This window comes from Streptomyces sp. NPDC091387 (assembly GCF_044756945.1).
Taxonomy (GTDB): Bacteria; Actinomycetota; Actinomycetes; order Streptomycetales; family Streptomycetaceae; genus Streptomyces.
In genome coordinates, this window is sequence record NZ_JBIVTZ010000005.1 from 291121 (window position 1) to 316914 (window position 25794).

20 protein-coding genes are annotated in these 25794 nt (G+C 71.2%); 8 read left to right on the forward strand and 12 right to left on the reverse strand.

Annotated features, from left to right (window positions below; all coding sequences use genetic code 11):
* The first annotated feature begins 162 nt into the window (after positions 1-162).
* The 4 genes from ACIQM0_RS12960 to ACIQM0_RS12975 all read left to right on the forward strand — a co-directional run bounded on the left by ACIQM0_RS12960 (position 163) and on the right by ACIQM0_RS12975 (position 5058).
* Positions 163-954, forward strand: a complete 792-nt coding sequence (locus ACIQM0_RS12960; protein WP_401285994.1) for an MIP/aquaporin family protein — start codon at positions 163-165, stop codon at positions 952-954.
* Positions 955-1008: 54 nt separating this feature from the next.
* Positions 1009-2559: a glycerol kinase GlpK gene (glpK, locus tag ACIQM0_RS12965; RefSeq protein ID WP_401285995.1), complete on the forward strand. Its 1551-nt coding sequence runs from the start codon at positions 1009-1011 to the stop codon at positions 2557-2559.
* Positions 2560-2564: 5 nt separating this feature from the next.
* Complete coding sequence (locus ACIQM0_RS12970) at positions 2565-4178, forward strand: FAD-dependent oxidoreductase (RefSeq protein WP_401285996.1); 1614 nt, start codon at positions 2565-2567, stop codon at positions 4176-4178.
* Positions 4179-4386: 208 nt separating this feature from the next.
* Positions 4387-5058, forward strand: coding sequence for a FadR/GntR family transcriptional regulator (locus ACIQM0_RS12975; RefSeq protein ID WP_123468707.1), 672 nt, complete (start codon positions 4387-4389; stop codon positions 5056-5058).
* Positions 5059-5158: 100 nt separating this feature from the next.
* Here ACIQM0_RS12975 and ACIQM0_RS12980 read toward each other — a convergent pair whose 3' ends face one another.
* The 5 genes from ACIQM0_RS12980 to ACIQM0_RS13000 all read right to left on the reverse strand — a co-directional run bounded on the left by ACIQM0_RS12980 (position 5159) and on the right by ACIQM0_RS13000 (position 10989).
* Complete coding sequence (locus ACIQM0_RS12980; RefSeq protein WP_401285997.1) at positions 5159-6211, reverse strand: ABC transporter permease; 1053 nt, start codon at positions 6209-6211, stop codon at positions 5159-5161.
* Positions 6208-7728 (reverse strand): sugar ABC transporter ATP-binding protein, encoded by a 1521-nt coding sequence (locus ACIQM0_RS12985; RefSeq protein WP_401285998.1) that lies wholly within the window; start codon positions 7726-7728, stop codon positions 6208-6210. The genes ACIQM0_RS12980 and ACIQM0_RS12985 overlap by 4 nt, the downstream gene beginning before the upstream one ends.
* A 2-nt stretch (positions 7729-7730) precedes the next feature.
* Complete coding sequence (locus tag ACIQM0_RS12990; protein ID WP_401285999.1) at positions 7731-8771, reverse strand: sugar ABC transporter substrate-binding protein; 1041 nt, start codon at positions 8769-8771, stop codon at positions 7731-7733.
* Between the two features lie 104 nt (positions 8772-8875).
* Complete coding sequence (locus ACIQM0_RS12995; RefSeq protein WP_401286000.1) at positions 8876-9655, reverse strand: SDR family NAD(P)-dependent oxidoreductase; 780 nt, start codon at positions 9653-9655, stop codon at positions 8876-8878.
* Positions 9652-10989, reverse strand: coding sequence for an L-fuconate dehydratase (locus ACIQM0_RS13000; protein WP_401286001.1), 1338 nt, complete (start codon positions 10987-10989; stop codon positions 9652-9654). The genes ACIQM0_RS12995 and ACIQM0_RS13000 overlap by 4 nt, the downstream gene beginning before the upstream one ends.
* A 257-nt stretch (positions 10990-11246) precedes the next feature.
* On the opposite strand from ACIQM0_RS13000, the gene ACIQM0_RS13005 reads away from it, so the two are divergent.
* Positions 11247-12380 (forward strand): PAC2 family protein, encoded by a 1134-nt coding sequence (locus tag ACIQM0_RS13005; protein WP_401286002.1) that lies wholly within the window; start codon positions 11247-11249, stop codon positions 12378-12380.
* Between the two features lie 63 nt (positions 12381-12443).
* On the opposite strand, the gene ACIQM0_RS13010 is transcribed toward ACIQM0_RS13005, so the two are convergent.
* The 5 genes from ACIQM0_RS13010 to ACIQM0_RS13030 all read right to left on the reverse strand — a co-directional run bounded on the left by ACIQM0_RS13010 (position 12444) and on the right by ACIQM0_RS13030 (position 19204).
* Entirely contained in the window at positions 12444-15488 is a 3045-nt protein-coding gene (locus ACIQM0_RS13010) for an NPCBM/NEW2 domain-containing protein (protein ID WP_401286003.1), read from the reverse strand.
* 109 nt (positions 15489-15597) lie between these two features.
* Entirely contained in the window at positions 15598-16827 is a 1230-nt protein-coding gene (gene mshC / locus ACIQM0_RS13015; RefSeq protein WP_385039836.1) for a cysteine--1-D-myo-inosityl 2-amino-2-deoxy-alpha-D-glucopyranoside ligase, read from the reverse strand.
* Between the two features lie 167 nt (positions 16828-16994).
* Positions 16995-17834, reverse strand: a complete 840-nt coding sequence (locus ACIQM0_RS13020; RefSeq protein ID WP_401286004.1) for an SCO1664 family protein — start codon at positions 17832-17834, stop codon at positions 16995-16997.
* Positions 17798-18388 (reverse strand): DUF3090 domain-containing protein, encoded by a 591-nt coding sequence (locus ACIQM0_RS13025; RefSeq protein WP_363030388.1) that lies wholly within the window; start codon positions 18386-18388, stop codon positions 17798-17800. Before ACIQM0_RS13025 ends, ACIQM0_RS13020 begins: the two co-directional genes overlap by 37 nt.
* 105 nt (positions 18389-18493) lie before the next feature.
* Positions 18494-19204, reverse strand: a complete 711-nt coding sequence (locus ACIQM0_RS13030) for a histidine phosphatase family protein (protein ID WP_401286005.1) — start codon at positions 19202-19204, stop codon at positions 18494-18496.
* Between the two features lie 59 nt (positions 19205-19263).
* Here ACIQM0_RS13030 and corA point away from each other — a divergent pair, with 59 nt between their 5' ends.
* Complete coding sequence (gene corA, locus ACIQM0_RS13035) at positions 19264-20259, forward strand: magnesium/cobalt transporter CorA (protein WP_401286006.1); 996 nt, start codon at positions 19264-19266, stop codon at positions 20257-20259.
* A 36-nt stretch (positions 20260-20295) separates the two neighbouring features.
* Here corA and ACIQM0_RS13040 read toward each other — a convergent pair whose 3' ends face one another.
* Complete coding sequence (locus ACIQM0_RS13040) at positions 20296-21084, reverse strand: ferritin-like domain-containing protein (protein ID WP_401286007.1); 789 nt, start codon at positions 21082-21084, stop codon at positions 20296-20298.
* 247 nt (positions 21085-21331) lie between these two features.
* A complete protein-coding gene (locus ACIQM0_RS13045; RefSeq protein ID WP_401286008.1) occupies positions 21332-22381 on the reverse strand; it encodes an LLM class F420-dependent oxidoreductase in 1050 nt (349 codons plus the stop codon).
* Positions 22382-22521: 140 nt separating this feature from the next.
* On the opposite strand from ACIQM0_RS13045, the gene ACIQM0_RS13050 reads away from it, so the two are divergent.
* Together ACIQM0_RS13050 and ACIQM0_RS13055 are read left to right on the forward strand one after the other, a co-directional pair.
* Positions 22522-23505, forward strand: coding sequence for an aldo/keto reductase (locus ACIQM0_RS13050; RefSeq protein WP_401286009.1), 984 nt, complete (start codon positions 22522-22524; stop codon positions 23503-23505).
* Positions 23502-25763, forward strand: a complete 2262-nt coding sequence (locus ACIQM0_RS13055) for a helix-hairpin-helix domain-containing protein (RefSeq protein ID WP_401286010.1) — start codon at positions 23502-23504, stop codon at positions 25761-25763. The genes ACIQM0_RS13050 and ACIQM0_RS13055 overlap by 4 nt, the downstream gene beginning before the upstream one ends.
* The last annotated feature ends 31 nt before the right edge of the window (positions 25764-25794 follow it).

A 25794-nucleotide genomic window follows, 5' to 3' on the forward strand; every position in this document is an offset into this window, starting at 1 on the left:
GGGGAAACACTGCCGTTCACCGGTCGGCATTGTCGAACGCCTAACGGAAACAAGCGTTAGGGTGTGACAGTGCCAAGGGCCGGTAACGCCCTCACATGAGGGCGCGGACCACCGGAGGGACCCGGGGTTCGGCTTCCTGGACGAAGGACAAAGGAGTCGCGGGTGTCCAGCTCCGACATCTTCATCGGCGAGACCATAGGTACCGCCGTGCTCATCCTGCTCGGCGCCGGTGTCTGTGCCGCCGTCACCCTCAAGCACTCGAAGGCACAGAACGCCGGCTGGCTCGCGGTCACCTTCGGGTGGGGTTTCGCGGTCCTGACCGGCGCGTATCTGGTGGGCGGCGTTTCCGGCGCGCATCTCAACCCGGCCGTCACCATCGGCCTGGCGATCGAGGGCGGTACCAAGTGGAGCGACGTACCGCTCTACCTCGCCTCCCAGCTCCTCGGCGCGATGATCGGCGCCGTACTGGTCTGGCTGACCTACTACGGGCAGTTCCGGGCGCATCTGACGGATCCGGAGATCCTGAAGGCCCATACGGGTGAAGAGGGCATGGTCGACCCGGCGGCGGCCCCCAAGGCGGGACCGGTGCTCGGCATCTTCTCGACGGGCCCCGAGATCCGCAACGTCGTGCAGAACGTCGTCACCGAGGTCATCGCCACCGTCGTACTCGTCCTGGCGATCCTCACCCAGGGCCTCAATGACAACGGCAACGGCCTCGGTACGCTCGGCGCGCTGATCACCGCCCTGGTCGTCGTCGCCATCGGCCTCTCGCTCGGCGGCCCGACGGGATACGCGATCAACCCGGTTCGCGACCTCGGTCCGCGTATCGTGCACGCGCTGCTTCCGCTGCCGAACAAGGGCGGTTCCGACTGGGGCTACGCCTGGATCCCGGTCGTCGGCCCCCTCATCGGCGGCGCGCTCGCGGGCGGGCTCTACAACCTCGCGTTCGCCTGAGCCGCAGAGCCCGCGCCGTAACCCCAAGACCTCACAGACCTCCGGGAGCACACCGTGACCGACGCACCTACCACCGGCACCCACGGGACCGGGCCGTTCATCGCGGCCATCGACCAGGGCACCACCTCCAGCCGCTGCATCGTCTTCGACAAGGACGGCCGGATCGTCTCCGTCGACCAGAAGGAGCACGAGCAGATCTTCCCGAAGCCGGGCTGGGTCGAGCACAACGCGACCGAGATCTGGGAGAACGTCCAGGAGGTCGTGGCGAGCGCCATCGTCAAGGCGGGCATCACCGCCGCCGACGTGAAGGCGATCGGTATCACCAACCAGCGCGAGACCACGCTGATGTGGGACAAGAACACCGGTGAGCCCGTCCACAACGCCCTCGTCTGGCAGGACACCCGCACCGACGCGCTCTGCAAGGAGCTCGGCCGCAACGTGGGCCAGGACCGCTTCCGCCGCGAGACCGGGCTGCCGCTCGCCTCGTACTTCGCCGGGCCCAAGGTCCGCTGGCTGCTCGACAACGTCGAGGGTCTGCGCGAGCGCGCCGAGCGCGGCGACATCCTCTTCGGCACCATGGACTCCTGGATCATCTGGAACCTGACCGGCGGCACCGAGGGCGGCGTGCACGTCACCGACGTCACCAACGCCTCGCGCACGCTCCTGATGAACCTGCACAACATGGCGTGGGACAGCAAGATCCTCGCGTCCATCGGCATTCCGGCCGCGGTACTGCCCGAGATCCGGTCCTCGGCCGAGGTCTACGGCCACGCCAAGGGCGGCGTGCTCGACGGCGTACCGGTCGCCTCCGCACTCGGTGACCAGCAGGCCGCGCTGTTCGGCCAGACGTGTTTCGCCGAGGGCGAGGCCAAGTCCACGTACGGCACCGGCACCTTCATGCTGCTGAACACCGGCGAGACGCCCGTCAACTCCTACAACGGGCTGCTGACCACGGTCGGCTACCAGATCGGCGAGCAGAAGCCGGTCTACGCCCTGGAGGGGTCGATCGCCGTCACCGGTTCGCTGGTGCAGTGGATGCGCGACCAGATGGGCCTGATCCAGTCCGCGGCCGAGATCGAGACCCTGGCCTCGTCGGTCGAGGACAACGGCGGCGCGTACTTCGTGCCGGCCTTCTCCGGACTGTTCGCCCCGTACTGGCGCCCCGACGCCCGCGGCGTCATCGCCGGCCTCACCCGCTACGTCACCAAGGCGCACATCGCCCGTGCCGTGCTGGAGGCCACCGCCTGGCAGACCCGCGAGATCAGCGACGCCATGACCAAGGACTCCGGCGTCGAGCTGACCGCGCTCAAGGTCGACGGCGGCATGACCTCCAACAACCTGCTGATGCAGACGCTCGCCGACTTCCTGGACGCACCCGTGGTGCGGCCCATGGTCGCCGAGACCACCTGCCTCGGCGCCGCCTACGCCGCCGGCCTCGCCGTCGGCTTCTGGCCGGACACCGACGCGCTGCGCGCCAACTGGCGCCGGGCCGCCGAGTGGACCCCCCGCATGGACGCGGACACCCGCGACCGCGAGTACAAGAGCTGGCTCAAGGCCGTGGAACGCTCCATGGGCTGGCTCGACGACAGCACAGCCGAGGAGTAGAGAACATGACCACCCTGCAGAGCGTCCCCGCCCTCGGGACGCATCCGGCCTCCGGCTCCCTTCCGAGCCGCGCCGAGACCCGGGAGCAGCTTTCCAAGGCGACGTACGACCTCCTGGTGATCGGCGGCGGCATCCTGGGCATCTCCACCGCCTGGCACGCCGCGCAGTCCGGACTGCGGGTGGCCCTGGTGGACGCCGGCGACTTCGCCGGCGCCACCTCCTCCGCCTCCTCCAAGCTGCTCCACGGCGGTCTGCGCTACCTGCAGACCGGTGCGGTGAAGCTGGTGGCGGAGAACCACTTCGAGCGGCGTGCGGTGTCCCGTCAGGTCGCACCGCACCTCGCCAACCCGCTCACCTTCTACCTGCCGGTCTACAAGGGCGGGCCGCACGGCGCGGCCAAGCTCGGCGCGGGCGTGTTCGCGTACTCGGCGCTCTCCGCCTTCGGTGACGGCGTCGGCCACGTGATCAGCCCGGCGAAGGCCCAGCGCGACGTGCCGGAGCTGCGTACCGACAACCTGAAGGCCGTCGCGGTCTACGGCGACGACCAGATGAACGACGCGCGGATGGCGCTGATGACGGTCCGTGCGGCCGTCGAGGCGGGCGCCGCCGTGCTCAACCACGCCGCCGTGACCGGGCTCCGCTTCACCAGGGGCCGGGTAACCGGTGCCGAGCTGCAGGATTCCGTGGACGGCACGGAGTTCGGGATCGACGCCCGGCTGGTGCTCAACGCCACCGGGCCGTGGGTCGACCACCTGCGGAAGATGGAGAACCCGGACGCGGCGCCCTCCATACGTCTCTCCAAGGGCGCGCACCTCGTCCTGAAGCGGACCCGCCCGTGGAAGGCCGCGCTCGCCACCCCGATCGACAAGTACCGGATCACGTTCGCCCTGCCGTGGGAGGACATGCTGCTGCTGGGTACGACGGACGAGGAGTACGAGGGCGATCCGGCGGATGTCGCGGTCACCGAGCAGGACACCGCGCAGATCCTGGACGAGGCGGCGTTCTCGGTCCGGGACCAGCAGCTGTCGCGCGACCTGATCACGTACTCCTTCGCGGGTCTGCGGGTGCTGCCGGGTGGTCCTGGCGGTACCGCCAAGGCCAAGCGCGAGACCGTCGTGACGGAGGGCCGCGGCGGGATGCTGTCGGTGGCGGGCGGCAAGTGGACGACGTTCCGCCACATCGGCCGCACCGTGATGAACAAGCTGGCCGCGCTCCCCGGGCACCCGCTGGGCGAGGACATGGAGCCGATGGCCCGGCTGCCGAAGAAGCTCCCGCTGCCCGGGATCGCCAACCCGAACGCGGTGGCGCACCGGCTGCTGGTCGACGGCGGCACTCCCGGACCTCGGATGTCCGCCGACACGGCACGGCACCTGGCGACGCACTACGGTTCGCTGTCCTTCGACATCGCCCGGCTGGCCAACGAGAACCCGGCGCTCGCCGCGCGCATCCACCCGGACGCGCCGGAGATCTGGGCGCAGGTCGCCTACGCCCGCGACCACGAGTGGGCCGAGACGGCGGACGACGTGCTGCGGCGCCGGACGACGCTGACGATCCGGGGTCTGGCCACGGACGAGATCCGGGCCGGCGTCGAGTCCGTGCTCGGCGACCGCAGGAGCTGACGCGCCGGGAGGGGGCGGCGTCCATCCGTGGACGCCGCCCCCTCCCGCGTGTGCCGGCCGCGGTGGACGCTTTCGGACCCCGCAGGACGGAACCGGGCGAAACAACTCACCCAGGGGGGCCGCCGTCGCACGGGTTGCTCCGAAGTGCGCACCCGGCGCCTCCGGGGACGCATAATAGGGCGATACATCGGATGTCTGGAGGTCGCCCATGGCTGTCACTGACGAGGCCATCGAGAAGATCAAGGGAATGATCGTCTCGGGTGCGCTACGGCCCGGCGATCGTCTCCCCAAGGAGAGCGAACTCGCCGCGGAGCTCGGCCTGTCCCGCAACTCGCTGCGGGAGGCGGTGCGCGCCCTGTCGCTGATCCGCATTCTCGACGTGCGCCAGGGCGACGGCACGTATGTCACCAGTCTGGATCCGCAGTTGCTGCTGGAGGCGCTGAGCTTCGTGGTGGATTTCCACCGCGACGACACGGTGCTGGAGTTCCTGGCGGTCCGCCGGATCCTGGAGCCGGCCGCGACCGCGATGGCGGCGAGCCGGATCACCGAGGAGCAGCTGGATCTGCTGAGCTCCCAGCTGGACGCCCTGGGCAGCCGCCCCTCGGTCGAGGAGCTCGTGGCCTGCGATCTGGAATTCCACCGCGGCATCGTCCAGTCGTCGGGCAACTCGGTGCTCTGCTCGCTGCTCGACGGTCTTTCCGGGCCGACGACGCGGGCCCGGGTCTGGCGCGGTCTGACCCAGGAGGACGCGGTGAGCCGGACGCTGCACGAGCACCGGGCGATCGTGTCGGCGCTGCGGGACCGTGACGCGGAGGCCGCGCGGTCCTGGGCGACGGTGCATGTGGCCAGCGTGGAGCAGTGGCTGCGGTCGACGCTGTAGCGGAGGGTGCGGGGTGAACCGGGGCTCCGCCCCGCACCCGGAACGCCGGTGGGGCTGAAGAGAATTCAGCCCCACCGGCGTTCTTTTGAGCTGGTACCGCTCAGTCCTGCTTCTCACCGCTCGCGAAGCGGGAGATGACCAGCGCGACGATGATGATCGCGCCGTTGAGGAACTGGTTCCAGAGGGCCGGGACGCCACCGAGGGTCATCACGTTGACCACCAGCTGAAGCGTCAGTACGCCGGTCAGCGCACCGAACAGGGTGCCGCGCCCGCCCTTGAGGCTGATACCGCCGATGACCGCCGCGGCGAACACCTGGAAGATCCAGCCGTTGCCCTGCGTCGCGGCGACCGCGCCGTAGTGGCCGGTGTAGAGGATGCCCGCGAAGGCCGCCAGCAGACCGCCGATGGCGAGCACGATCCAGGTGACCCGGTCGACCCGGATACCCGCGGCACGCGCCGCTTCCGGGTTGCCGCCGATCGCGTACAGCGAGCGTCCGTGCCGCAGCCAGGCCAGCGCCGCGCCGCCGATCGCGAAGAGCACCAGGCAGATCCAGACCGCGGCCGGAACACCGAACCACTGGCTCTTGCCCAGGTAGCGGAAGGACTCCGGGACGTCGGTGATGGACTTGCCCTCGGTGATGCCGATGTGGAGTCCGCGCAGCATCGTCAGCATGCCGAGCGTGGCGATGAAGCCGTTGACCCGCAGCTTCAGCATCAGGAAGCCGTTGATCGCGCCGATGACGAGGCCCACCAGCAGGCAGAGCGGAATCGCCATCCAGGTGGGGAGGACCCCCAGGCCGGCGAAGCGGCCGTCGTCGCCGGGCAGCACCAGCCACATGGCGACGACGGGCGCGATGCCGATCGTCGACTCCAGCGACAGGTCCATCCGCCCGCAGATCAGGATCAGCGCCTGGCCCAGGACCAGCAGGCTGAGCTCGGAGGACTGCTGGACGACGCTGATCAGGTTGTCCGAGGTCAGGAAGACCGGCGAGACGATGAAGCCGATCACCATCAGCACCAGGATCACCGGCACCAGGGAGAAGTCGCTCCACCGGATCAGCTTGAGCCGGCTCAGCGGACTGTCGTCGCCGAGCCCGCCCTTCGGTTCCCTGTTGATGTCGTCGGCCGTGGACGGCCGTATCGTGCCGGTCATTCCCTTTCCCCCACACCTTCCATGGCGGCGACGAGTTCCCCGTCGCTCCACCCGCTTGCGAACGTGGCGACCACTCGCCCGTGGAACAGGGCGAGCACCCGGTCGCAGACCCGCAGATCGTCCAGCTCGTCCGAGACGACGACTGCGGCATTGCCCTCGTCGGCGACCCGCCGGACGACCCCGAGGAGCGAGTCCTTGGACTTGACGTCCACCCCCGCGGTGGGCCGGACGGCCACCAGCACGCTGGGCTTGCGGGCCAGCGCGCGGGCGACCACCACCTTCTGCTGGTTGCCGCCGGAGAGCCCGGAGACGGGCTGCTCGGGGCCCTGGGTCTTGATGTCCAGCGAGTCGATCATGCCCCGGGCGAACTCCCGCGTACGGGAGGGCAGTACGGTTCCCCACGGTCCGAGCTGGTCGGTGACCGTGAGGGTGGCGTTCTCGGCGACGCTGCGCTGCAGGACGAGGCCCTGGTCGTGCCGGTCCTCGGGGATGTAGCCGATTCCGGCGGCCAGCGCGTGCGGCACGCTCCCCGAGCGCACGGCCTCGCCGTGCACCCGGACCGTGCCGCCGCCCGCCTTGCGCATCCCCGCCAGGACCTCGCCCAGCGCGGTGTTGCCGCTCGCCGCAGAGCCGGCCAGGCCGAGCACCTCACCGGGGCGCACCTGGAGGTCCAGCGGTTCGAACCTGCCCTCCAGGGTGAGCCCCTCGGTGCGCAGGACGGGCTCCGCCGACGCGTCGGGCGGTGTGGCGGTGCCGGCCGCGTGCCAGGCGACGGCGCCGCCGGACTTCTCGCCCGTCATCGCCGCCACCAGATCCGTCTTCGACACGTCCGCCACCGGGGCGGTCAGGACGTGGCGGGCGTCGCGGTAGACGGTGACCGCCGTGCAGAGCTCGTACACCTCCTGCAGGTGGTGGGAGATGAAGAGGAACGCCACTCCCTGGCTCTGCAGTTCCCGGAGCTTGTCGAAGAGCCGCCCGATGCCCCGGGCGTCGAGCTGGGCGGTCGGCTCGTCGAGGATGATCAGCCGCGCGCCGAAGGACAGCGCGCGGGCGATCTCGACGAACTGACGCTGCTCGACGGCGAGATCGCGGGCCCGGGTGTTCGGGTCGACCTGGACGCCGTAGTCGGCGAGGAGCTGCTCCGCGCGCTTGCGCAGCCGCCCCCAGCTGATCCAGCGGGCGTTGTCGTCGAACCGGTTGAGGAAGAGGTTCTCCGCGACGGTCAGATCGGGGACGACCATGGACTTCTGGTAGACGCAGGCGACCTTCGACTGCCAGGCCGTGGTGTCCCCGAAGGCGGGCGCGGGCTCCCCGCCGAAGGTGACCGTGCCCGCGTCGGCCCTGTGGAGTCCGGTCAGCACGCTGACCAGGGTCGACTTGCCCGCGCCGTTGCGGCCGACGAGGGCGTGCGACTCACCGGGTCGCACGGTGAGCTGCACCCCGTCGAGCGCGACGGTGGGTCCGAAGCGTTTGACAACGCCTTCCGCCTGTACGGCAGGTGGTGGTGCCTGGTCCATGGCTAGCTCTTCTTCTCCAGCTGGTTGGCCCACAGCTTCGGGTCGTCGACGTTGTCCTTGGTCACCAGCGGCGCGGGGAGCTGGTCCTCGAAGCCGTTGGGGATCTTGATGATGTTGGAGTCGTGGTCGGTCGGGCCCTCCTTGAAGGTCTTCCCGTCCAGCGCCGCCTTCGCGTAGTACAGCGCGTACTTCGCGTACAGGTCGGCCGGCTGGGAGATCGTCGCGTCGATCTTCCCGGCCTTGATGGCGTCGAACTCCTCCGGGATGCCGTCGTTGGAGATGATGGTGATGTGGCCCGGCGAACCGGCCGGCTTCAGCAGCTTCTTCTGCTCCAGGAGCGCGAGGGTCGGCTGCAGGAAGACACCGCCCGCCTGCATGTAGATGCCGTTGATGTCGGGGTGGGCGGCCAGCGTCGACTGGAGCTTCGCGGAGGCGACGTCACCCTTCCAGTCGGTGGCCAGCTCGAACACCTTGATGTCCGGGAAGTCCTTCTCCATGCAGGTCTTGAAGGCCTCGGAGCGGTCGCGGCCGTTGATCGAGGAGAGGTCGCCCTGGAACTCGACGACCTTGCCCTTGCCCTTCAGCTGCTCGCCGAGGTACTTGCAGGCGTTGGCCCCGTACGCCTTGTTGTCGGCGCGCACCACCATGTAGATGTCGCCCTTGTCGGGGCGGGTGTCGACGCTGATGACCGGGATCTTCTTCTCGTTCAGGGTGCTCAGCGACTCGGCTATCGCGCCGGTGTCCTGAGGAGCCATCACCACGGCCTTGGCGCCCTGGTCGGTGAAGGTCTGGACATTGGCGACCAGCTTGCCGATGTCGTTCTGCGAGTTGGTCAGCGGCAGCGCCTTGACCTCGCCGCTCTTGACCCCCTTCTGGATGTAGTTCTGGTAGGAGTTCCAGAAGTCGCTGTCGCTGCGCGGCAGGTCGATACCGACCTTCCCGCCACCCGCACCGTCGTCCGATGATTCGCGGTTGCAGCCCGCGAGGGCAGTGACGGCCAGCAGTACGGCGCAGGCTGCCGCACTCGTCGTACGCACTCTCATTGGTGTCCCGTTCCTTTGTGGAGTACCGGCTCGGAGATCTGATGGCATTACTGGGGTGCGGGGTGTGCGGCCCAGGTGTTCGGCTCGGGCAGCGCACCCTCAGGTCAGCTGCCGGCGGGGCGCAGGCGCAGGCCCTGCATTCCGCCGTCGACGGCCAGTGCGGTACCCGTCACGGAGGCCGCGGCGGGGCTGGCGAGGTAGACGACCGCGGCGGCCACCTCGTCGGCGGAGACCAGCCGGCCCAGCGGCTGCCGGGCGCTGAGCGCCGCGCGCTCTGCGGCCGGGTCGTCGGCCTGGCCGAGCAGCCGGCCGACCCACGGGGTGTCCGCGGTGCCGGGGTTGACGCAGTTGACACGGACGCCCTCGCGGACGTGGTCGGCGGCCATCGCGAGGGTCAGCGAGAGGACCGCGCCCTTGCTCGCGCTGTACAGGGCGCGCTGCGGCAGCCCGGCGGTCGCGGCGATCGAACAGGTCTGGGTGATCGAGACGGCGCCGGGGCGCTCGGCGGCGGCGCGCCGCAGATGCGGCAGGGCGTGCCGGGCGGTGCGGACCATGCCGAGGACGTTGATGTCCAGGACCCGGGTCCACTCGTCGTCGTCGTTGTCCTCGACGGTGCCGATGGAACCGATGCCCGCGTTCGACACGAGCGTGTGCAGGGAGCCCAGTTCGGCTGCCGCCCGGTCGACCGCCTCGCGCACGGCCGCGTCGTCGCTGACGTCCGCCTCGACGGCGAGGGTGCCCTCGGGGGCGCCCGCGGTCTCCCGGTCGAGGACCGCCACACGGGCCCCGCGCTCCAGGAGCATGGTCGCGACGGCGGCCCCGATCCCGGAGGCACCGCCCGTCACCAGGGCGTTCATTCCCTCGAAGTCGCGTGTGCCGGTCATCGGCCGTCCTCCTCAGTGGTGCGGCGGGCCTGCCATACGGGGCCCTGCGGGTAGCGGTGTGCGGCGATCGACTCGGGAAGCATCCGGGCGGAGAAGCCCGGGGACGAAGGCGTCCGGTAGCGGCCCGAGTCGATCACGGTGGGGTCGGCGAAGTGTTCGTGCAGATGATCGACGTATTCGATCACTCGGTCCTCCCAGGTGCCGGAGACCGCCACATAGTCGAACATCGAGAGGTGCTGCACCAGCTCGCACAGTCCGACGCCGCCCGCGTGCGGGCAGACCGGAACGCCGTACTTGGCGGCGAGCAGCAGGATCGCCAGGTTCTCGTTGACACCCGCGACCCGCGCGGCGTCGATCTGGACGAAGTCGACCGCGCCGGCCTGGAGCAGCTGCTTGAACACGACCCGGTTGGCGACGTGTTCGCCGGTGGCGACCTTGACCGGCTGCCCGGCGCGCACGGCGGCGTGGCCGAGGATGTCGTCGGGGCTGGTCGGCTCCTCGATCCAGTGCGGGTCGTACGGCGCGAGCGCGGTCATCCACTCCACCGCGTCGGCGACGTCCCAGCGCTGGTTGGCGTCGACCGCGATCCGTACGTCGGTGCCGACGGCCTCGCGGGCGAGCCCGAGCCTGCGGACGTCGTCCTCAAGGTTTCCGCCGACCTTCAGTTTGATCTGGGTGAAGCCGTCGGCGACCGCCTCCTTCGCCAGTCTGACCAGCTTGTCGTCGGAGTAGCCGAGCCAGCCGGGCGAGGTGGTGTAGGCGGGGTATCCCTCGGCGCGCAGCCGCTCGGCCCGCTCGGCCCGGCCCGGTTCGGCGGCGCGCAGGATCGCGAGCGCCTCCTCGGGGGTGAGGGCGTCGCTGAGGTAGCGGAAGTCGACGAGGGAGACGAGCTCCTCGGGCGTCATCTCGGCCAGGAACTGCCAGACGGGTCTGTCCGCCCGCTTCGCCGCCAGGTCCCAGGCGGCGTTGACGACCGCGCCGGCCGCCATGTGCATCACGCCCTTCTCGGGCCCCAGCCAGCGGAGTTGGGAATCGTGGGTGAGGTCCCGGTACAGCGCACCGAGGTCGGCCGCGGTGCGGGGCACGGGACGCCCCACCACATAGGGCCGCAGCGCCTGGATGGCGGCCGCCATCACCTCGTTGCCGCGCCCGATGGTGAAACAGAAGCCATGTCCCTCGATACCGCCACCATCATGGTCCGCGGCGTCGGTACGCAGTACGACATAGGCAGCCGAGTAGTCGGGATCGGGGTTCATGGCGTCCGAGCCGTCCAGTTGTTCCGAGGTCGGAAAACGGATGTCGTGAACCTCGAAATCCGTGACGGTCTGACTCATGCGCGCCCCCAGGGGAAATAACATCGGACCTCTGCTCTGGTCATCCGATGTATAGCGCCCCGAAGGCCCCAACGTCCAGGGTTGAGGCGAAATTGCCCCCACACAGCTCGGATGTATGGCGGGCCTGATGCCCTGATTCGGCCGGTGATGCACCTTCGTGGCCCGGGTTCGCCCGGCCGTCCGCAGGGACTGCGGCGAGGGTGGCCGGAAGCCGTAAGGTTGTTCCGTACGCAAGGGAACTTCGGAAGGAGGCCTGGGTGATCGAGCTCGAGGGCGTTCCCGAGCTGATCGACCCGGTCATGGTGGCCGCGTTCGAGGGGTGGAACGACGCAGGTGACGCCGCTTCCACCGCGGTCGCGCACCTGGACCGGGAGTGGAAGGGCGAGGTGTTCGCGGCGCTGGACGCCGAGGACTACTACGACTTCCAGGTCAACCGCCCGACGGTGTGGCTGGACGGCGGGGTGCGCAAGGTCACCTGGCCGACGACCCGGCTCTCCGTGGTCCGCATCGGCGGGGACAAGCCCCGCGACCTCGTCCTGGTCCGGGGCATCGAGCCGTCGATGCGCTGGCGCTCGTTCTGCAACGAGATCCTGGGCTTCGCCCATGAGCTGGGCGTCGAGATGGTGGTGGTGCTCGGTGCGCTGCTCGGCGACACCCCGCACACCCGTCCGGTACCGGTCAGCGGCGTCACGTCCGATCCGGACCTGGCGCGGACCATGGACCTGGAGGAGACCAGGTACGAGGGGCCGACCGGCATCGTCGGCATCCTCCAGGAGGCGTGCACCCACGCGGGTGTGCCGGCCGTGAGCCTGTGGGCGGCGGTGCCGCACTACGTGTCGCAGCCGCCCAACCCGAAGGCCACCCTGGCGCTGCTGAACCGCCTGGAGGATCTCATCGGGCTGCGCATCCCGCTGGGTGAACTGGCCGAGGACGCGCGCGCCTGGCAGCTCGGGGTCGACCAACTGGCCGCCGAGGACAGCGAGGTGGCGGAGTACGTGCAGACGCTGGAGGAGGCCCGGGACACCGCGGAGCTTCCCGAGGCGAGCGGCGAGGCCATCGCCCGGGAGTTCGAGCGCTATCTGCGGCGCCGGGACCCCGGCCCGGGTTCCGGTCCGGGCGGACACGCGACGGAGAGCGGCGACGGCTCGTATCTGCGGGACACGTCGAGCGGCCGGACCAGGCCGCCGAAGCCGACCCGGCCGGATACCGGACCGGGGCCGGTGAGCGGATCGGGAAGCGGGTCCGCGACCGGCTCCTCGGGAGGCTCCGCGCCGGGCTCCGCACCGGGCGGACGGCCGGAGGCCGCCCCGGGAAGTGCCCCGGAGGATGCCTCGCAGGATCCGCCGGAGGACTCGCCGGGGAGCGCGTCGGAGGATTCGTCGGAGGACTGAGCCGGACAGCCGGGAGCCGGGCGGGTGGACACCCGCCCGGCTCCCTAGCTTCGTCGCGGACACTCAGGAGCAGGTGAAGCGCGCGGCGCCCCAGTCACCGTGGTCGCCGGTCTTGGACCCGTTGGTGTCCGTGACCTTCAGACGCACATGGCGCGCGCCGTCGAGCGGCACGTCCACCGGTACGGTCGCCGACGCCCCCGTCACCTTCGGCGAGGTCCAGAGCACCTTGCCGTCGGCCTCGACGGAGAACGCCACCTCGCCGTATCCGTCGATCTCGTCGTCGATCCCCGCGTCCGCGGTGAACTTCGAGCACTGTCCGCCGAGATAGACCTCGATGTCGGAGTCGGCATGAGTGCCGATCCCCTTCTCGTACACCTTCCCGGCCAGCGTGAGCGGGCCGCCGTCGGCCGCGCCCGATTCGCCGTTGCTGCGGTCGCGCTCCGCCGGACCGTAGCCGTTGACCGAACTCAGCCACTCCAGATCGCTCGCCCACACCTCACCGGTGGGCGGCGCCGGCATCACCCCGGCGGCGATCCGCCGGACCGCCGTACGGGATTCACCCGCAGAGCGGTAGCGGGCGCGCGCGGTGATCCGCGCCTCCCCCGGCGCGGCGTCCTTCGCCGGGGTGACCGACACCTCGACCCGCCGGGTGGTGCCCGCCGGGATCCGGTGCACCGCGGGGGCCGCGGTGGTCTTCCAGCCCTTGGGGACGTCCAGGGAGACGGCCGCGTCCGTGACATCGGCCTTGCCCGCGGTGACGTCGACGGCGACGGTGCCCGTGGCGCCCGCGCCGATCTCCTGGCCCTGCGGCGCGGAGACGGTGGCCGTCGCGGCCGCGTTCCGTCCGCCGACCGCGCTGGTGTTCTCCAGCTTCACGGAGAACTTCTTGCCCGTGGACAGCGGTGCCGTCTTGATCTTCACCACACCACCGCGGTCGTCGCGGTCGTACCACCAGCCCTGCTTCGCCGAGGCGTACGCGGCGGCGGAGCCGAGCCGGGGCAGCTTGCCGGTGAGCTTCACCGCGCTCGGCTCGGAGCCGGTGTGCACACTGAACTCGTACGGGCGGCCGCTCTGCTTCCCGGTGAACTTGCCCTTGCTCTCACCGATGTTCACGGTGATGTCGCCCGCGCCCTTGGCCGGCGCGCGGACATCGGCGGTCTGGGTGGCGTACGCGCCGTCGCGGTGCTTGCGGGTCACGCCGTCGTCCTCGTACAGGGTGAACGAGGACTTGCCCTGCGGGTAGATGTCCCAGGCGAGCGGGGAGCCGGCGGTGCGGTCCTTGTACGAGCGGATGCCCGGCCACATCGGCACGGCGGCGCCGCCCCTGACGAACAGCGGCAGGGTGTCGAGCGGGGCGCTGTAGTCGTTGACGGTGGTCGGGCCCTGGTAGGTCCGCCCGGTCCAGTAGTCGGTCCAGGTGCCCTTCGGCAGGTAGATGCCGTCGCGCTCGGTGCTGTCCTGGTAGACCGGGGCGACGAGGAAGTCCTCGCCGGACATGAACTCGTACTTCGCCGCGTCCGTCGCGGCCTTCGGGTCGTCCGGGTACTCCAGCACCAGCGGGCGGACCATGCCGACGCCGGTCTTCGTCGCCTCGTGCGCGTAGGAGTACTGGTAGGGCAGCAGCGACTCCTTGAGCTTGAGGTAGTCGCGGTTGACGGAGGTGTAGGGCTCCCCGTAGCGGAAGGGCTGCTTGTCGCTGGCCGCCCAGCCGTCCATGGTCATCGTGGTCCCCAGGAACATCTTCCACTGGAGGTCACGGGTGTACGTCTTGGCGCTGCCGCCGAAGATGCCGTCGACGTCGCCCGTGGTGTAGGCGAGGCCGGACATCGTGGCGCCCGCGTAGGTCGGGATCTGCCACCGGATGTAGTCCCAGGTGCCGTACTGGTCGCCGGACCACTGGACACCGCAGCGCTGCGCGCCCGACCAGCTCTCGGGGGCGTAGGTGAAGCCGCGGGCGTCGCTGTTGTCCTCGATGCCCTTGTAGGCGTCCTTGCAGCCGTCCAGGGCGAACTTGTAGCCGTCCCCGATCCAGGCCACGTCGAGCTTGGCGACGCGCTGGCCGGCCTTGACCTGTTCAGCGATCTTGTCGATGCCGTCCTGGGTCCACAGGCCGAGCTGCATGTCGCGGTCCTGGAGGCCCTTGGCGGTCTCCGCGAGGTCCTCGTGACCGCAGCCGTAGCCGTCGTTGACGAGCATCCAGCCGTTCGGCATGTCGTTCTCGACGTAGCCGTCGGCCACCTTCAGCGAGTCCAGGGTGTGACGCTCGCCGCGGTTGGCGTTGTGCAGGTAGCAGTCGGCGTCACCGATCTCCATGCCGTACACGGGCGGCAGGAACGGCTTGCCGGTGAGCTTCGTGTACTGGCCTATGACGTCCTTGGCGTCACCCGCGAAGTAGTAGGCGTCGAAGCGCTGTTCCTCAGCGCTGGCGGTCACCGGGTCGGTGAAGGCGTAGGTGTTGGGCGCGAAGGTGTTGCGGAACACGCCGTAGCCGGCCGACGAGAGGTAGAACGGCACCGAGTTGGGGTGTCCGCCGTCGTCCCAGTTGTAGTCGACGCCGACCTCGACGGTCTGACCGCGGTGCGAGGTGTTGCCGCGGCCGTTCTGCATACCGGCGCCGTAGAACTGCTCGTCGCCGCCGCGTGCGAGGGTCTGGGTGGTCTTCTCGCCGTCCCAGCTGAGCCCCTTGGCCTCGGACCAGACCCGGCTGCCGTCGGCCCGGTACAGGGCGAATCGCAGAGGCGACTTGTATGCACGCAGCGTGACGTCCCCGGTGGAGAGGTCGTAACGGTCGCTGCGCTCCTTCCACCGGGTGCGGGGCGGCGATCCCTGGGGCAGCACGATGGCGTCGCCGGCCGGGTCGGAGAACGTGCCGTCCGGGGCGAGTTCGATCCGGAAGGTCTCGTCGGACACGAAGCTGACGCGGGCCTCGGCGGCCCCCGCACGCAGGTGGTAGACGGATCCGTCGGCCGAGAAGCCGGTGAGATCGCCGACCGTCGACCCGGTGGGGGCGGCCGGATCCGCCTGTGCGCTGCCCGGTCCGGAGAGGACGGCGAACAGCCCCAGCAGCGCTGCAACAACTGCCGTTCTGATGCGTGTGGATGATTGCATAGAGCGCTTTTAGCGCAGCATCGAGCATTTGACCATGGACAAAACGGAACCGGCCCCGAACTTCATCAAGAAGTTCGGGGCCGGTGAACGGACGTAATACCGCGGGCAGTTACAGCGCGACACCAAGCAGCGCGTCGACGGTGCGCGAGACGAGTCCCGGCGCCCCCTCGTCCGTGCCGCCGTCGGCGGTCTGCCGCTCGGCCCAGCGGTCCACCGCGGCCAGGGCCGCCGGGGTGTCCAGATCGTCGGCGAGGGCCTCGCGGACCTCCTCGACCAGGGCGTCGGCGGAGAGCCCGTCGGGCCGCGAGACGGCGGCGCGCCAGCGAGCGAGCCGCTCGACCGCGTCGGCGAGCACCTGATCGGTCCACTCCCAGTCGGACCGGTAGTGGTGCGAGAGCAGGGCGAGACGGATCGCCGCCGGGTCCACGCCGTCGCGGCGGAGCACCGAGACGAAGACCAGGTTCCCCTTGGACTTCGACATCTTCTCGCCGTCCAGGCCGACCATGCCGGCGTGCACGTACGCCTGGGCGAACGGGTGCTCGCCGGTCAGCACCTGGGCGTGCGAGGCGCCCATCTCGTGGTGCGGGAAGGCGAGGTCGGAGCCGCCTCCCTGGACGTCGAAGCCCATGCCGAGGTGGTCCAGGGCGATGGCGACGCACTCGATGTGCCAGCCGGGCCGGCCGGCACCGAGCGAGGCGCCGTCCCAGCTCGGCTCGCCCTCACGGGCGGCCATCCAGAGCATCGGGTCGAGGGGGTTCTTCTTACCCGGGCGCTCCGGGTCGCCGCCGCGCTCCGCGGAGAGCAGCCGCATCGCCTCGGCGTCCAGGTTGGAGACCTGGCCGAAGCGCGGGTCGGTGTCGACGGAGAAGTACACATCGCCGTCGAGGTCGTAGGCGGCGCCCGCGTCACGGAGTCGTTCGACGAGCGGCACGATGCCGGGTATCGCCTCGACGGCTCCGATGTAGTGCTGCGGCGGGAGCATGCGCAGGGCAGTCATGTCCTCACGGAACAGGGCCGTCTCGCGCTCGGCGAGCTCGGTCCAGTCCTCACCGTCGCGCACGGCCCGCTCCAGCAGCGGATCGTCCACGTCGGTCACGTTCTGGACATAGTGAACCTGCCGCTTGGTGTCGAGCCACACGCGCTGAACGAGGTCGAACGCGTTGTAAGTCGCCGCATGACCCATATGGGTCGCGTCGTACGGCGTGATGCCGCAGACATAGATGCGGGCGACGGGACCGGGGTCAAGGGTGATCCGTCCGCCGGTCGCGGTGTCGTGGATCCGAAGGTCGCGGCCCTTGCCAGGCAGGGCGGGGACCTCAGAAGCGGGCCAGGCATGCATGCGATGAGCGTAACCGGACGCGGCTTCCGGATACGAACCGGAGGGGGCAACCTGTCCGAAGAGGCACTCTTGCGCGCGGCCCGGAAAGGTGCGTCGCTCCCCCGGCCGCGTACCCGGGCCGGTCCGGGAGGGGCGGTCGCGTCAGGGGCCGCCCGCCGGGCCCCGGCCTATACCGGCGGCCACGGAATGGCCGGCCACCCACCGCTCGGCTCCCGGTGGAGCCCCGTCGACCGCAGCCCCGCCACACGGGCCCGCAGCGCCTCGATCTCGGCCGCGGTGATCAGTTCGCCCAGCCGGGTGACCAGCGCGGCCCCCGCCTCCAGCTCCCCGGCCAGCCGGTCGAGCACCTCCACGGCCTCCGCCGGCAGCGGCTCGCCCGCCCAGCCCCACAGCAGGGTGCGCAGCTTGTCCTCGGCGTTGAAGGTGACGCCGTGATCGATCCCGTACAGCCGGCCGTCGGGCGCGGGCAGCAAGTGTCCGCCCTTCCGGTCGCCGTTGTTGATCACGGCGTCCAGGACCGCGAGCCGCCGCAGCCTGGGGTCGTCCGCGTGGACCAGCAGCGCGGTCTTCCCCTCACCGACCTCGGCGAGGGCCACGGCCTTCCAGCCCTCGGCCGGCTCCTCGTCCTCGACGAGCGCGAGCAGCCCCGGTTCGTCCTCGTCCCGCGGTGCGGCCTCGATCCACAGCTGGCACATGCCCTGGCCGTAGGGCCCGTCCCGCAGCACGGTCGGCGGCACCAGACCCCAGCCGGTCGCCTCGGAGACCTCGTAGGCGGCCACCTCGCGCTGGGCGAGCGTGCCGTCGGGGAAGTCCCACAGGGGCTGTTCGCCGGCCACCGGCTTGTAGACGCAGTGCGTCTGCTCGCCCTCGTACGCGACCGAGCAGTACAGCACCGCGTTGGACGCTCCCCGGACCTGTCCGAGAACGGTGAGCTCGCCCTTGCCGAGCAGGGTCATCCGCTCGGCGTCGGTCAGGCCCCGCGGCGGTATCCGTTCTGGCGGGGGCATACGTGTCCTTCCGGATCGAGCGGGAGACTGCACAGCGGACACGGCGGGCGGCCGGCGTTCACGACGTCCAGGGCGCGCTTGGCGAAGGCACGGGCCTGCGCCCCGCTGAGCCGGACCCGGAGCATCGGCGGGCCGTTCTCCTCGTCCTGGAGGAGCCGCTCCTCGGCCTCCGCGAGATCCTCGACGGATTCCGCGTCCAGCTCGACCAGGGCCTGCGCCTCGACGATCATGCGTTGTTCCTCGCCGTCCCAGGCGAGTGCCATCGTGCCGACGCGGAACTCCTCCTCGACGGGGACGTCGAGCGGAGCGGTGTCGGTGACGTCCATCGGGGCCACCGCGGGCACCGGGGAATTTCCCCCGGTGCGGCGGACCACCTCGTCGAGCAGTTCTTCCACCCGCTCGGCGAGCGCGGCGACTTGGGTCTTCTCCAGGGCCACGCTGGTGACACGTCCGCCTGAGGATGCCTGCAGGAAGAACGTACGACGTCCAGGCAGCCCGACCGTACCGGCCACGAAACGGTCCGGGGGGTCGTAGAGGAACACCTGACGGGACACGTCCTGTCTCCCTTGTGATTTGACGCGGATGAGGGGTCGGCCGGGGCACGGGAGGGATCTCCCGGAATGGCGCCTACGGCGCGTCCACCCTACTGCGCGGAGCGATCACGGCGCCCCAGCGCCGCCCCCGACCGCGGCATCGGCCTCTCCGTCCGCCGTCCCGCCCTCGTCGGGGGCCGGTTCGCGCGGGGCCAGCGAGGCCAGATCGCCCGTGTCACCGAGCCTCAGCAGGAAGGGCCGCAGCCTGGTGTAGCGGATCGCGGTGACCGAGCACGGGTCGGCGTGGACCCGCTGGAAGAGGTCCAGGTGCATGCCGAGCGCGTCGGCGACGAGGGACTTGATGATGTCGCCGTGCGAGCACATCACGTAGACGGCGTTCTCGCCGTGCTCCGCCTCGATCCGGGCGTTCCACTCCCGGACCGCGTCGACGGCGCGTGCCTGCATCGCCCTCATGGACTCGCCGCCGGGGAACGCCGCCGCCGAGGGGTGCTGCTGCACGACCGTCATCAGCGGCTCGTCGGCGAGCTCCGCGAGCTTGCGGCCCGACCAGTCGCCGTAGTCGCACTCGCTGATCCGCTCCTCGGTGTGCAGCGGCAGGTCCGGCCGGGCGTCGAGCAGCGGCCGCAGCGTCTCGCGGCAGCGCTGCAGGGGGCTGCTGACGACCGCGGCGATGGGCAGCGCGGCCAGCCGGCCGGGGAGCGCCGCGGCCTGCTCTGCGCCGCGCTCGTCGAGCGCGACTCCGGGAGTCCGGCCCGCGAGCACGGCAGCCGTGTTGGCGGTGGAGCGTCCGTGGCGTACGAGGATCAGGGTGGGCATACGGGCCAGCGTAGGCCGCCGCTCCGGCAAAGGTGCGCCGGGGACCGGAGCAGGGCAGAATGCGCGCCGTGATCGTGGACTGCGCCATCTACCGGGACGGACGCCGCACCGACGGCCCGGCCGACTTCTCCGACGCTCTCGAAGAGGCCCGGGCCACCGGCGACGCCTTCTTGTGGATCGGCCTGCACGAACCGACGGAGAAGGAGTTCGAACTGGTCAGCAGCGAGTTCGGGCTGCACCCGCTGGCGGTGGAGGACGCCCTGGCCGCGCACCAGCGGCCGAAGCTGGAGGTGTACGACGACTCGATGTTCGCGGTGATAAAGCCGGTCCTGTACGACCACGAGAGCGACACGGTCAGCACGGACGAACTGATGGTGTTCATAGGCGACTCGTTCGTGGTGACGGTCCGGCACGGCGAGGCCGCGCCGCTGGCCGCCGTGCGCCGCCGGCTGGAGTCGGAGGCCGATGTGCTCAAGCACGGGCCCACGGCGGTGCTGTACGCGATCAGCGACGCGGTCGTGGACCACTACATCGATGTCGCGGGCGAGCTCCAGGTCGACCTGGAGGAGCTGGAGACGGAGGTCTTCGCCCCGTCCGTCACCGGCGACTCCAAGAACACCGCGGCCCGCATCTACACCTTCAAGCGCCAGGTGCTGGAGTTCCGCAGGGCGACGGTCCCGCTGGCCGCCCCGATGGCCCGGCTGGCGAGCGCGGGGGTGCCCTTCGTCCGCGAGCAGTCGCAGCCCTTCTTCCGGGACGTCCAGGACCATCTGACGCGCGCCAACGAGCAGGTGGAGGGGCTCGACCGGCTGCTCTCCGACATCCTGTCCGCGCACCTCGCCCAGATGGGAGTGCGGCAGAACGACGACATGCGCAAGATCTCGGCCTGGGCGGCGATGGCGGCGGTGCCGACCATGGTCGCGGGGATCTACGGCATGAACTTCGAGCACATGCCGGAACTGAAGTGGGCGTGGGCCTATCCGGCGGTGATCCTGCTGATGGCGGGCGTGGTCCTGGGCCTGTACCGGCAGTTCAAGCGGCGCGGCTGGCTCTGACGGGGGCGGCGGGGCCGGCGGTCACGCGACAGCCCCTCAGCCGAACTCGGGCGCCGGCACGGCCGGACCGCCCAGCGCGTCGCGCCGCTCGGGCGGCACCAGGCTCACCATGCGCCGCCAGCCCACGAGGCGCTCGTACGCGTAGACGGCGTGGATTCCCGCGGCCAGCACCGCGGCCTTGGCCCTCGGCCAGCCCAGGATGCGGCCCATGTGGTCCATCACCGCGAGGCTGACGTCGCGGTAGACGCGGATCTCGCCGAGCGCGCACTCGCGCAGGATGCTCTGGATCGTACGGCCGTGTCCCGACCGGGCGAAGCGCAGCAGTTCCTCGTGGCAGTACGCCAGGTGGTTGTCCTCGTCGTTCGAGATCATCCGCACCGCGCGGCCCAGGTCGGGGTGGTCGGCGAAGTACCTCCGCAGCAGCCGCATCTGCTCGGAGGCGCGCTGCTCGGTCACCCGGCTGTGTGCGAGGTAGGTGATGATGTCGCGCTCGGCGAGCGGCTCCTCCCGCCCCAGCTGCTCATGGGGGAGGCCGATGCCGTACTTCTCCAGCAGCATCGTGTAGTCGGTCTCGTGCGGGACCTCGACGGGTGTGAGTCCGCGCTTCCTGAGCAGGGCGTTGAAGATCCGGCCGTGCTTGTCCTCGTCGGCTCCGTGCCGGGCGATCTTGGGGGCCAGCGCGCGCTGGCTGGCGGGTGCGAGGGCCGCGATGCGGCCGTTCTCCCAGCCTCCCTGGGACTCCCCGCCGGCGGCGATGGAGCAGAACAGCCGGAACGACTCGTCGTCGTCGAGAATCTCCTGGAACAGGTTCTTTGCCGAGAGCATCACTGCCACCTCCGTGCCGGCATCCGCCGAGCGACAGTCAAATGCTCCCGGCACCGACGGGCAACAGGAAGGCCCCCGGACTGGGCCGAACGTGCACGCGGTGCGGATACAACGTTGGGGAACCGTTTCCGCACATGCCCCGTAACCAGACCGCCCCGGTCGCGTTGTCCCGTGTGACGGCCGTGGCGGGGAGACCCCCCGAGCCCCCACCACGGCCGTAGTACGGCCCGGCTTCCGGCAACGGGCCTCAGGCGAGCCCGGACCGCTCCAGCGCGTCCGTACCGGCCCGCAGCGCGGCGATCCGCTCGTCGAGCGTGAAGCCGGCCGGGGCCAGGGTCAGGGTGGTGACCCCCGCGGCCGCGTAGGCCTGCATCCGGTCGGAGATCCGCTCCACCGACCCCAGCAGCGTGGTCTGGTCGATCAGCTGGTGCGGTACGGCGGCGGCCGCACCGCTCTTGTCGCCGGACAGGTACTTGTCCTGGACCTCGGCGGCTTCCTTCTCGTACCCCATGCGCCGGGCGAGCTGGTTGTAGAAGTTCTGCTTGCGGCTGCCCATACCGCCGACGTACAGCGCGGTGTACGGCCGGAACATGTCGGCGAGGCCGTTGACGTCGTCGCCGACGGCGAGCGGCAGGGTCGGGCAGACGTCGAAGCCCTCCATGGTCTTGCCGGCCTTCTCCCGGCCCGCCCGCAGATGCTTCACCGCGGTGTCCTCCAGGTGGTCCGCGGAGGGGAAGATCAGCAGTGCCCCGTCCGCGATCTCGCCGGTCTGCTCCAGGTTCTTCGGGCCGATCGCGGCGATGTACAGCGGGATGTGCTCGCGCTGCGGGTGGACGGTCAGCTTGATCGGCTTGCCCGGTCCGTCCGGCAGCGGGAGCGTCCAGTGCTGCCCCTCGTACGAGAGCCGCTCGCGGGTCATCGCCTTGCGGACGATCTCGACGTACTCCCGGGTGCGGGCCAGCGGCTTGTCGAACTTGACGCCGTACCAGCCCTCGGAGACCTGCGGTCCCGACACCCCGAGGCCGAGCCGGAACCGGCCGCCGGAGAGCGAGTCGAGGGTAGCCGCGGTCATCGCCGTCATGGCGGGCTGGCGGGCCGGGATCTGCATGATCGCGGAGCCGATGTCGATGGACTCGGTCTGCGCGGCCACCCAGGTCAGCACGGTCGGGGCGTCCGAACCGTAGGCCTCGGCCGCCCAGCAGACGTCGTAGCCGAGCCGGTCGGCCTCCTGCGCGACGGCGAGGTTGTCCCCGTCCATGCCCGCGCCCCAGTAACCGAGATTGATGCCGAGCCGCATAACCGCTCCCCTTACTGATCAGTAACGTCCCTGTGCTCCGGACTCTAGCGCGCGGGAACACGATCCGGCAGGGGTGACCCGGGCCCCGGTTGTCCACAGCCCTGCGACGACCGGACCCCTGGCCAGTAATCTCAGCGCCCATGGAGCAGAGGCATCTCGGCCGCACCGGCCTTCGAGTGTCCCGGATCGGGCTCGGCACCCTCACCTGGGGCCGGGACACCGACGAGCACGACGCTGCCGAGCAGCTGAAGGCCTTCTGGGAGGTGGGCGGCACCCTGGTCGACACCGCGGACGTGTACGGCGGCGGCGAGTCCGAGTACCTGCTCGGGCGCCTCGTCGACAACCTGGTGCCGCGGCACGATCTGGTCATCGCGACCAAGGCCGGCAGCGTGCCCGACCCCTACCGCAGGTTCAACGGTTCGCGCGGGCACCTGCTGGCCGCCCTCGACGCCTCGCTGGCCCGGCTCGACACCGACTACGTGGACCTGTGGCAGGTGCACGCCTTCGACCCGGTGACGCCGCTGGACGAGACGCTCCAGGCACTCGACATCGCGGTGTCCAGCGGGCGCGCCCGGTACGCGGGGGTGTCGAACTTCTGCGGCTGGCAACTCGCCAAGGCCGCGACCTGGCAGCTGGCCTCGCCCGGCGTGCGGACCCGGCTGGCCAGTACGCAGATGGAGTACTCGCTGCTGCAACGGGGCGTGGAGCGCGAGGTGTTGCCGGCGGCGCTCGACCTCGGTGTCGGGCTGCTGCCGTCGTCGCCGCTGGGCCGGGGCGTGCTGACCGCCAAGTACCGCACCGGCACCCCGGCGGACTCGCGCGGCGCCTCCGAGCTGCTGGCCCCGTTCGTCGAGCCGTACCTCGACGACCCGGCGAGCCGCATCGTGGACGCCGTGGCGACCGCGGCCGACGGGCTGGCCACGACGCCGCTCCAGGTGGCGCTCGCCTGGGTGCGGGACCGGCCGGGGGTGGTGGCCCCGATCGTCGGCGCGCGCAACGCGCGGCAGCTCGCGGAGGCATTGTCAGTGGAGGCGCTTAGTCTTCCTGACGAGATCTGCCGCGCGCTCGACGATGTGTCGGCGCCCGTGCACCGCTATCCCGACCAGGACTGGAGCACGCTGTGACTGCGCTTCCCCGGGGGGAATCCCCCGGCCCCTCGGCCACCGACGACGACAGCGTCGTCGCGGACGCCTCCACGGACACCCCGGCCGAGGAGTCGGCGGCCGGGCCCGAAGAGGCGGCCTCCGAAGCGAGCGACGAGGAAAGCGCCGACGGTACCGATGACGAGGCGGCGGCCGGCACGGACCCCGCCGCGGGGACCGACGGGAGCGCCGACGGTGACACCCCGGCTGCCCCGGCCGTCTCCGAGGCCGAGGCGGAGCTGGCCGCCCAGCGCGAGCTGCTGGAGCGGATCGAGAAGCGCAAGGCCGAGAAGGACGGCCCCATCCCCGCCGGTACGAAGCTGAGCGGACCGGCCGCCGATCTGCTGGCCGCCGTGCGCGCCGTGGAGAGCGGCGAGAAGCCGGGAGCCGCGTTCTTCGACTCCCCCGCTCCCACCGCGCCCCGCCGGACCGTCCCCGCGCCGCCCCCGGTCCGGGAACGGGCCGCCGAGTCCGTCCGCGCCCCCCTGGGCGCCGCTCCGGAGGCGGTCGCCGCCGTGGCGGCCGTGCTGGCCGCCGGCGGGGCTCCCGAGAACCTGGCCGCCCCGGCCGCCGGAACGCTCGGCGCACAGGCCGCCGAGGCCCTGCGCGAGGACCCCTGGCAGTTGCTCTCCCTCCCCGGCGTCGGGCCCGAGCAGGCGGACGGCTTCGCACGGGCGCTCCTGGGTGATGGGTGCGGGCCCGACGACGAGCGGCGCACCGCGGCCCTGGTCGGCTGGCTGCTGGAGCGCGCCGCGCTCCAGGGCCACACCGCGCTGGACGCCGCGGAGGTGCGGGCCGCGCTCGCCGGGCGGGCGGTGGCCGACCCCGAAGCGGCCGTGCGGCACGCCGTCGCCGAGGGCGTCGTCCTGGTCTTCCAGGACGGCCCGGAGGACGAGGAGACCGAGGACCCGGCCGAGGACCCGGCCGCGGGCGCCGACTCCGACGAGGGCGCGGAGGCCGGGGACGGGCGGGAGCCGGTGCAGGTGTTCCTCGGCCTCGACCGGTACGCGCTGGCCGAGGAGAGCCTCGCCGACGGGCTGGCCCGGCTGGTGAACGCCTGCGAGAAGGACGCCGACTGGTCGGAGGCCGCCTCGTCCGCGCCCTCCCCCTCGGCCGCCGAGCTGATCCGTACGGCCGCGGCCCACGGGCTCGTCGCGCACACCGGCGGCGAGGCCGCCAGGGCCGAGCCCGCGGCGCTGATCGCGGCGGCGAGCGGCCTCGGTCTGCGGGCGCTGGGCGCCACCCACAGCGTGGACGGCCGGCAGCGGCTGGCCGAGGCGGTCGGCGACCCGTCGGCGGCCGTCACACTGGCCGGGCTGCTCTCCGGCACCGAGGGCCCCGGACGGGACGAGGAGGGGGCCGTGGCCGTCGATCTCCTCGTCGTGCTGGACGCCCCGCAGCTCGACGTCGAGACCGGCGCGATGCTGGTGGAGGCCCTGGCCGACGGGACCCGTCTGGTACTCAGCGGCGATCCGGGCGTGCTGGGCTCTGCGGGTGCGGGGCGGGTGTTCGCCGATGTGCTGGCCGCCCGTGCGTGCCCGCAGATCGTCTCCCGTACGCCGGACCCCGGTCCGATCGGTGAGCTGGTCTCCGGCATCGGTATCGGGGAGCTGAACCAGGTGGCGGCGCCGGGCCGGGAAGTGGTGATCGTGCCCGTGCGTGACGCGGGCGAGGCGGTGCACCGCACGGTGCAGCTGGTCGCCGACTCGGTGCCGCGCGCCATCGGTGTGCCGTCGTCCGGCACCCAGGTGATCACCGTCGGCCACGGCGGCTCCGCGGGTACCCGGGCGCTGAACGAGGCGCTCAAGCAGCGGCTCAACCCCGGCCCCGGACGGTTCGGCGGCTTCGACCCCGGCGACCGGATCGCCCATGTCCCCGCACCGGGCAGGACCGTGCCCGGCGTGGTCGTCTCGGCCGACACCGAGGGCCTGCACCTGGACTGCGCGGGGACCCCGGTCGTCGTGCCGCAGGAGCGGGTGGAGGCGTCCGTGCGCCACGCCTGGGCGCTCAGCGCCCATCAGGCGGCCGGTATGCGGTGGCCCGCGGTGGTCGTCGTACTGCCCGGTGACGCGGCGCAGGGGCTCAGCCGCCCCTGGGTCTACACCGCCTTCAGCCGGGGTGAGCGGCATCTGTCGGTGGTGCACGGGGTGGATCAGGCCCTGCCGCGCGCCGTCGCCGAGTCCCCCGCGCAGGACCGCACGACCCGGCTGCGCATGTTGCTGGAGGCGTCGGACGGCTGAGACGGGAGGGCCGGGCGGATGCGTCGCGCGT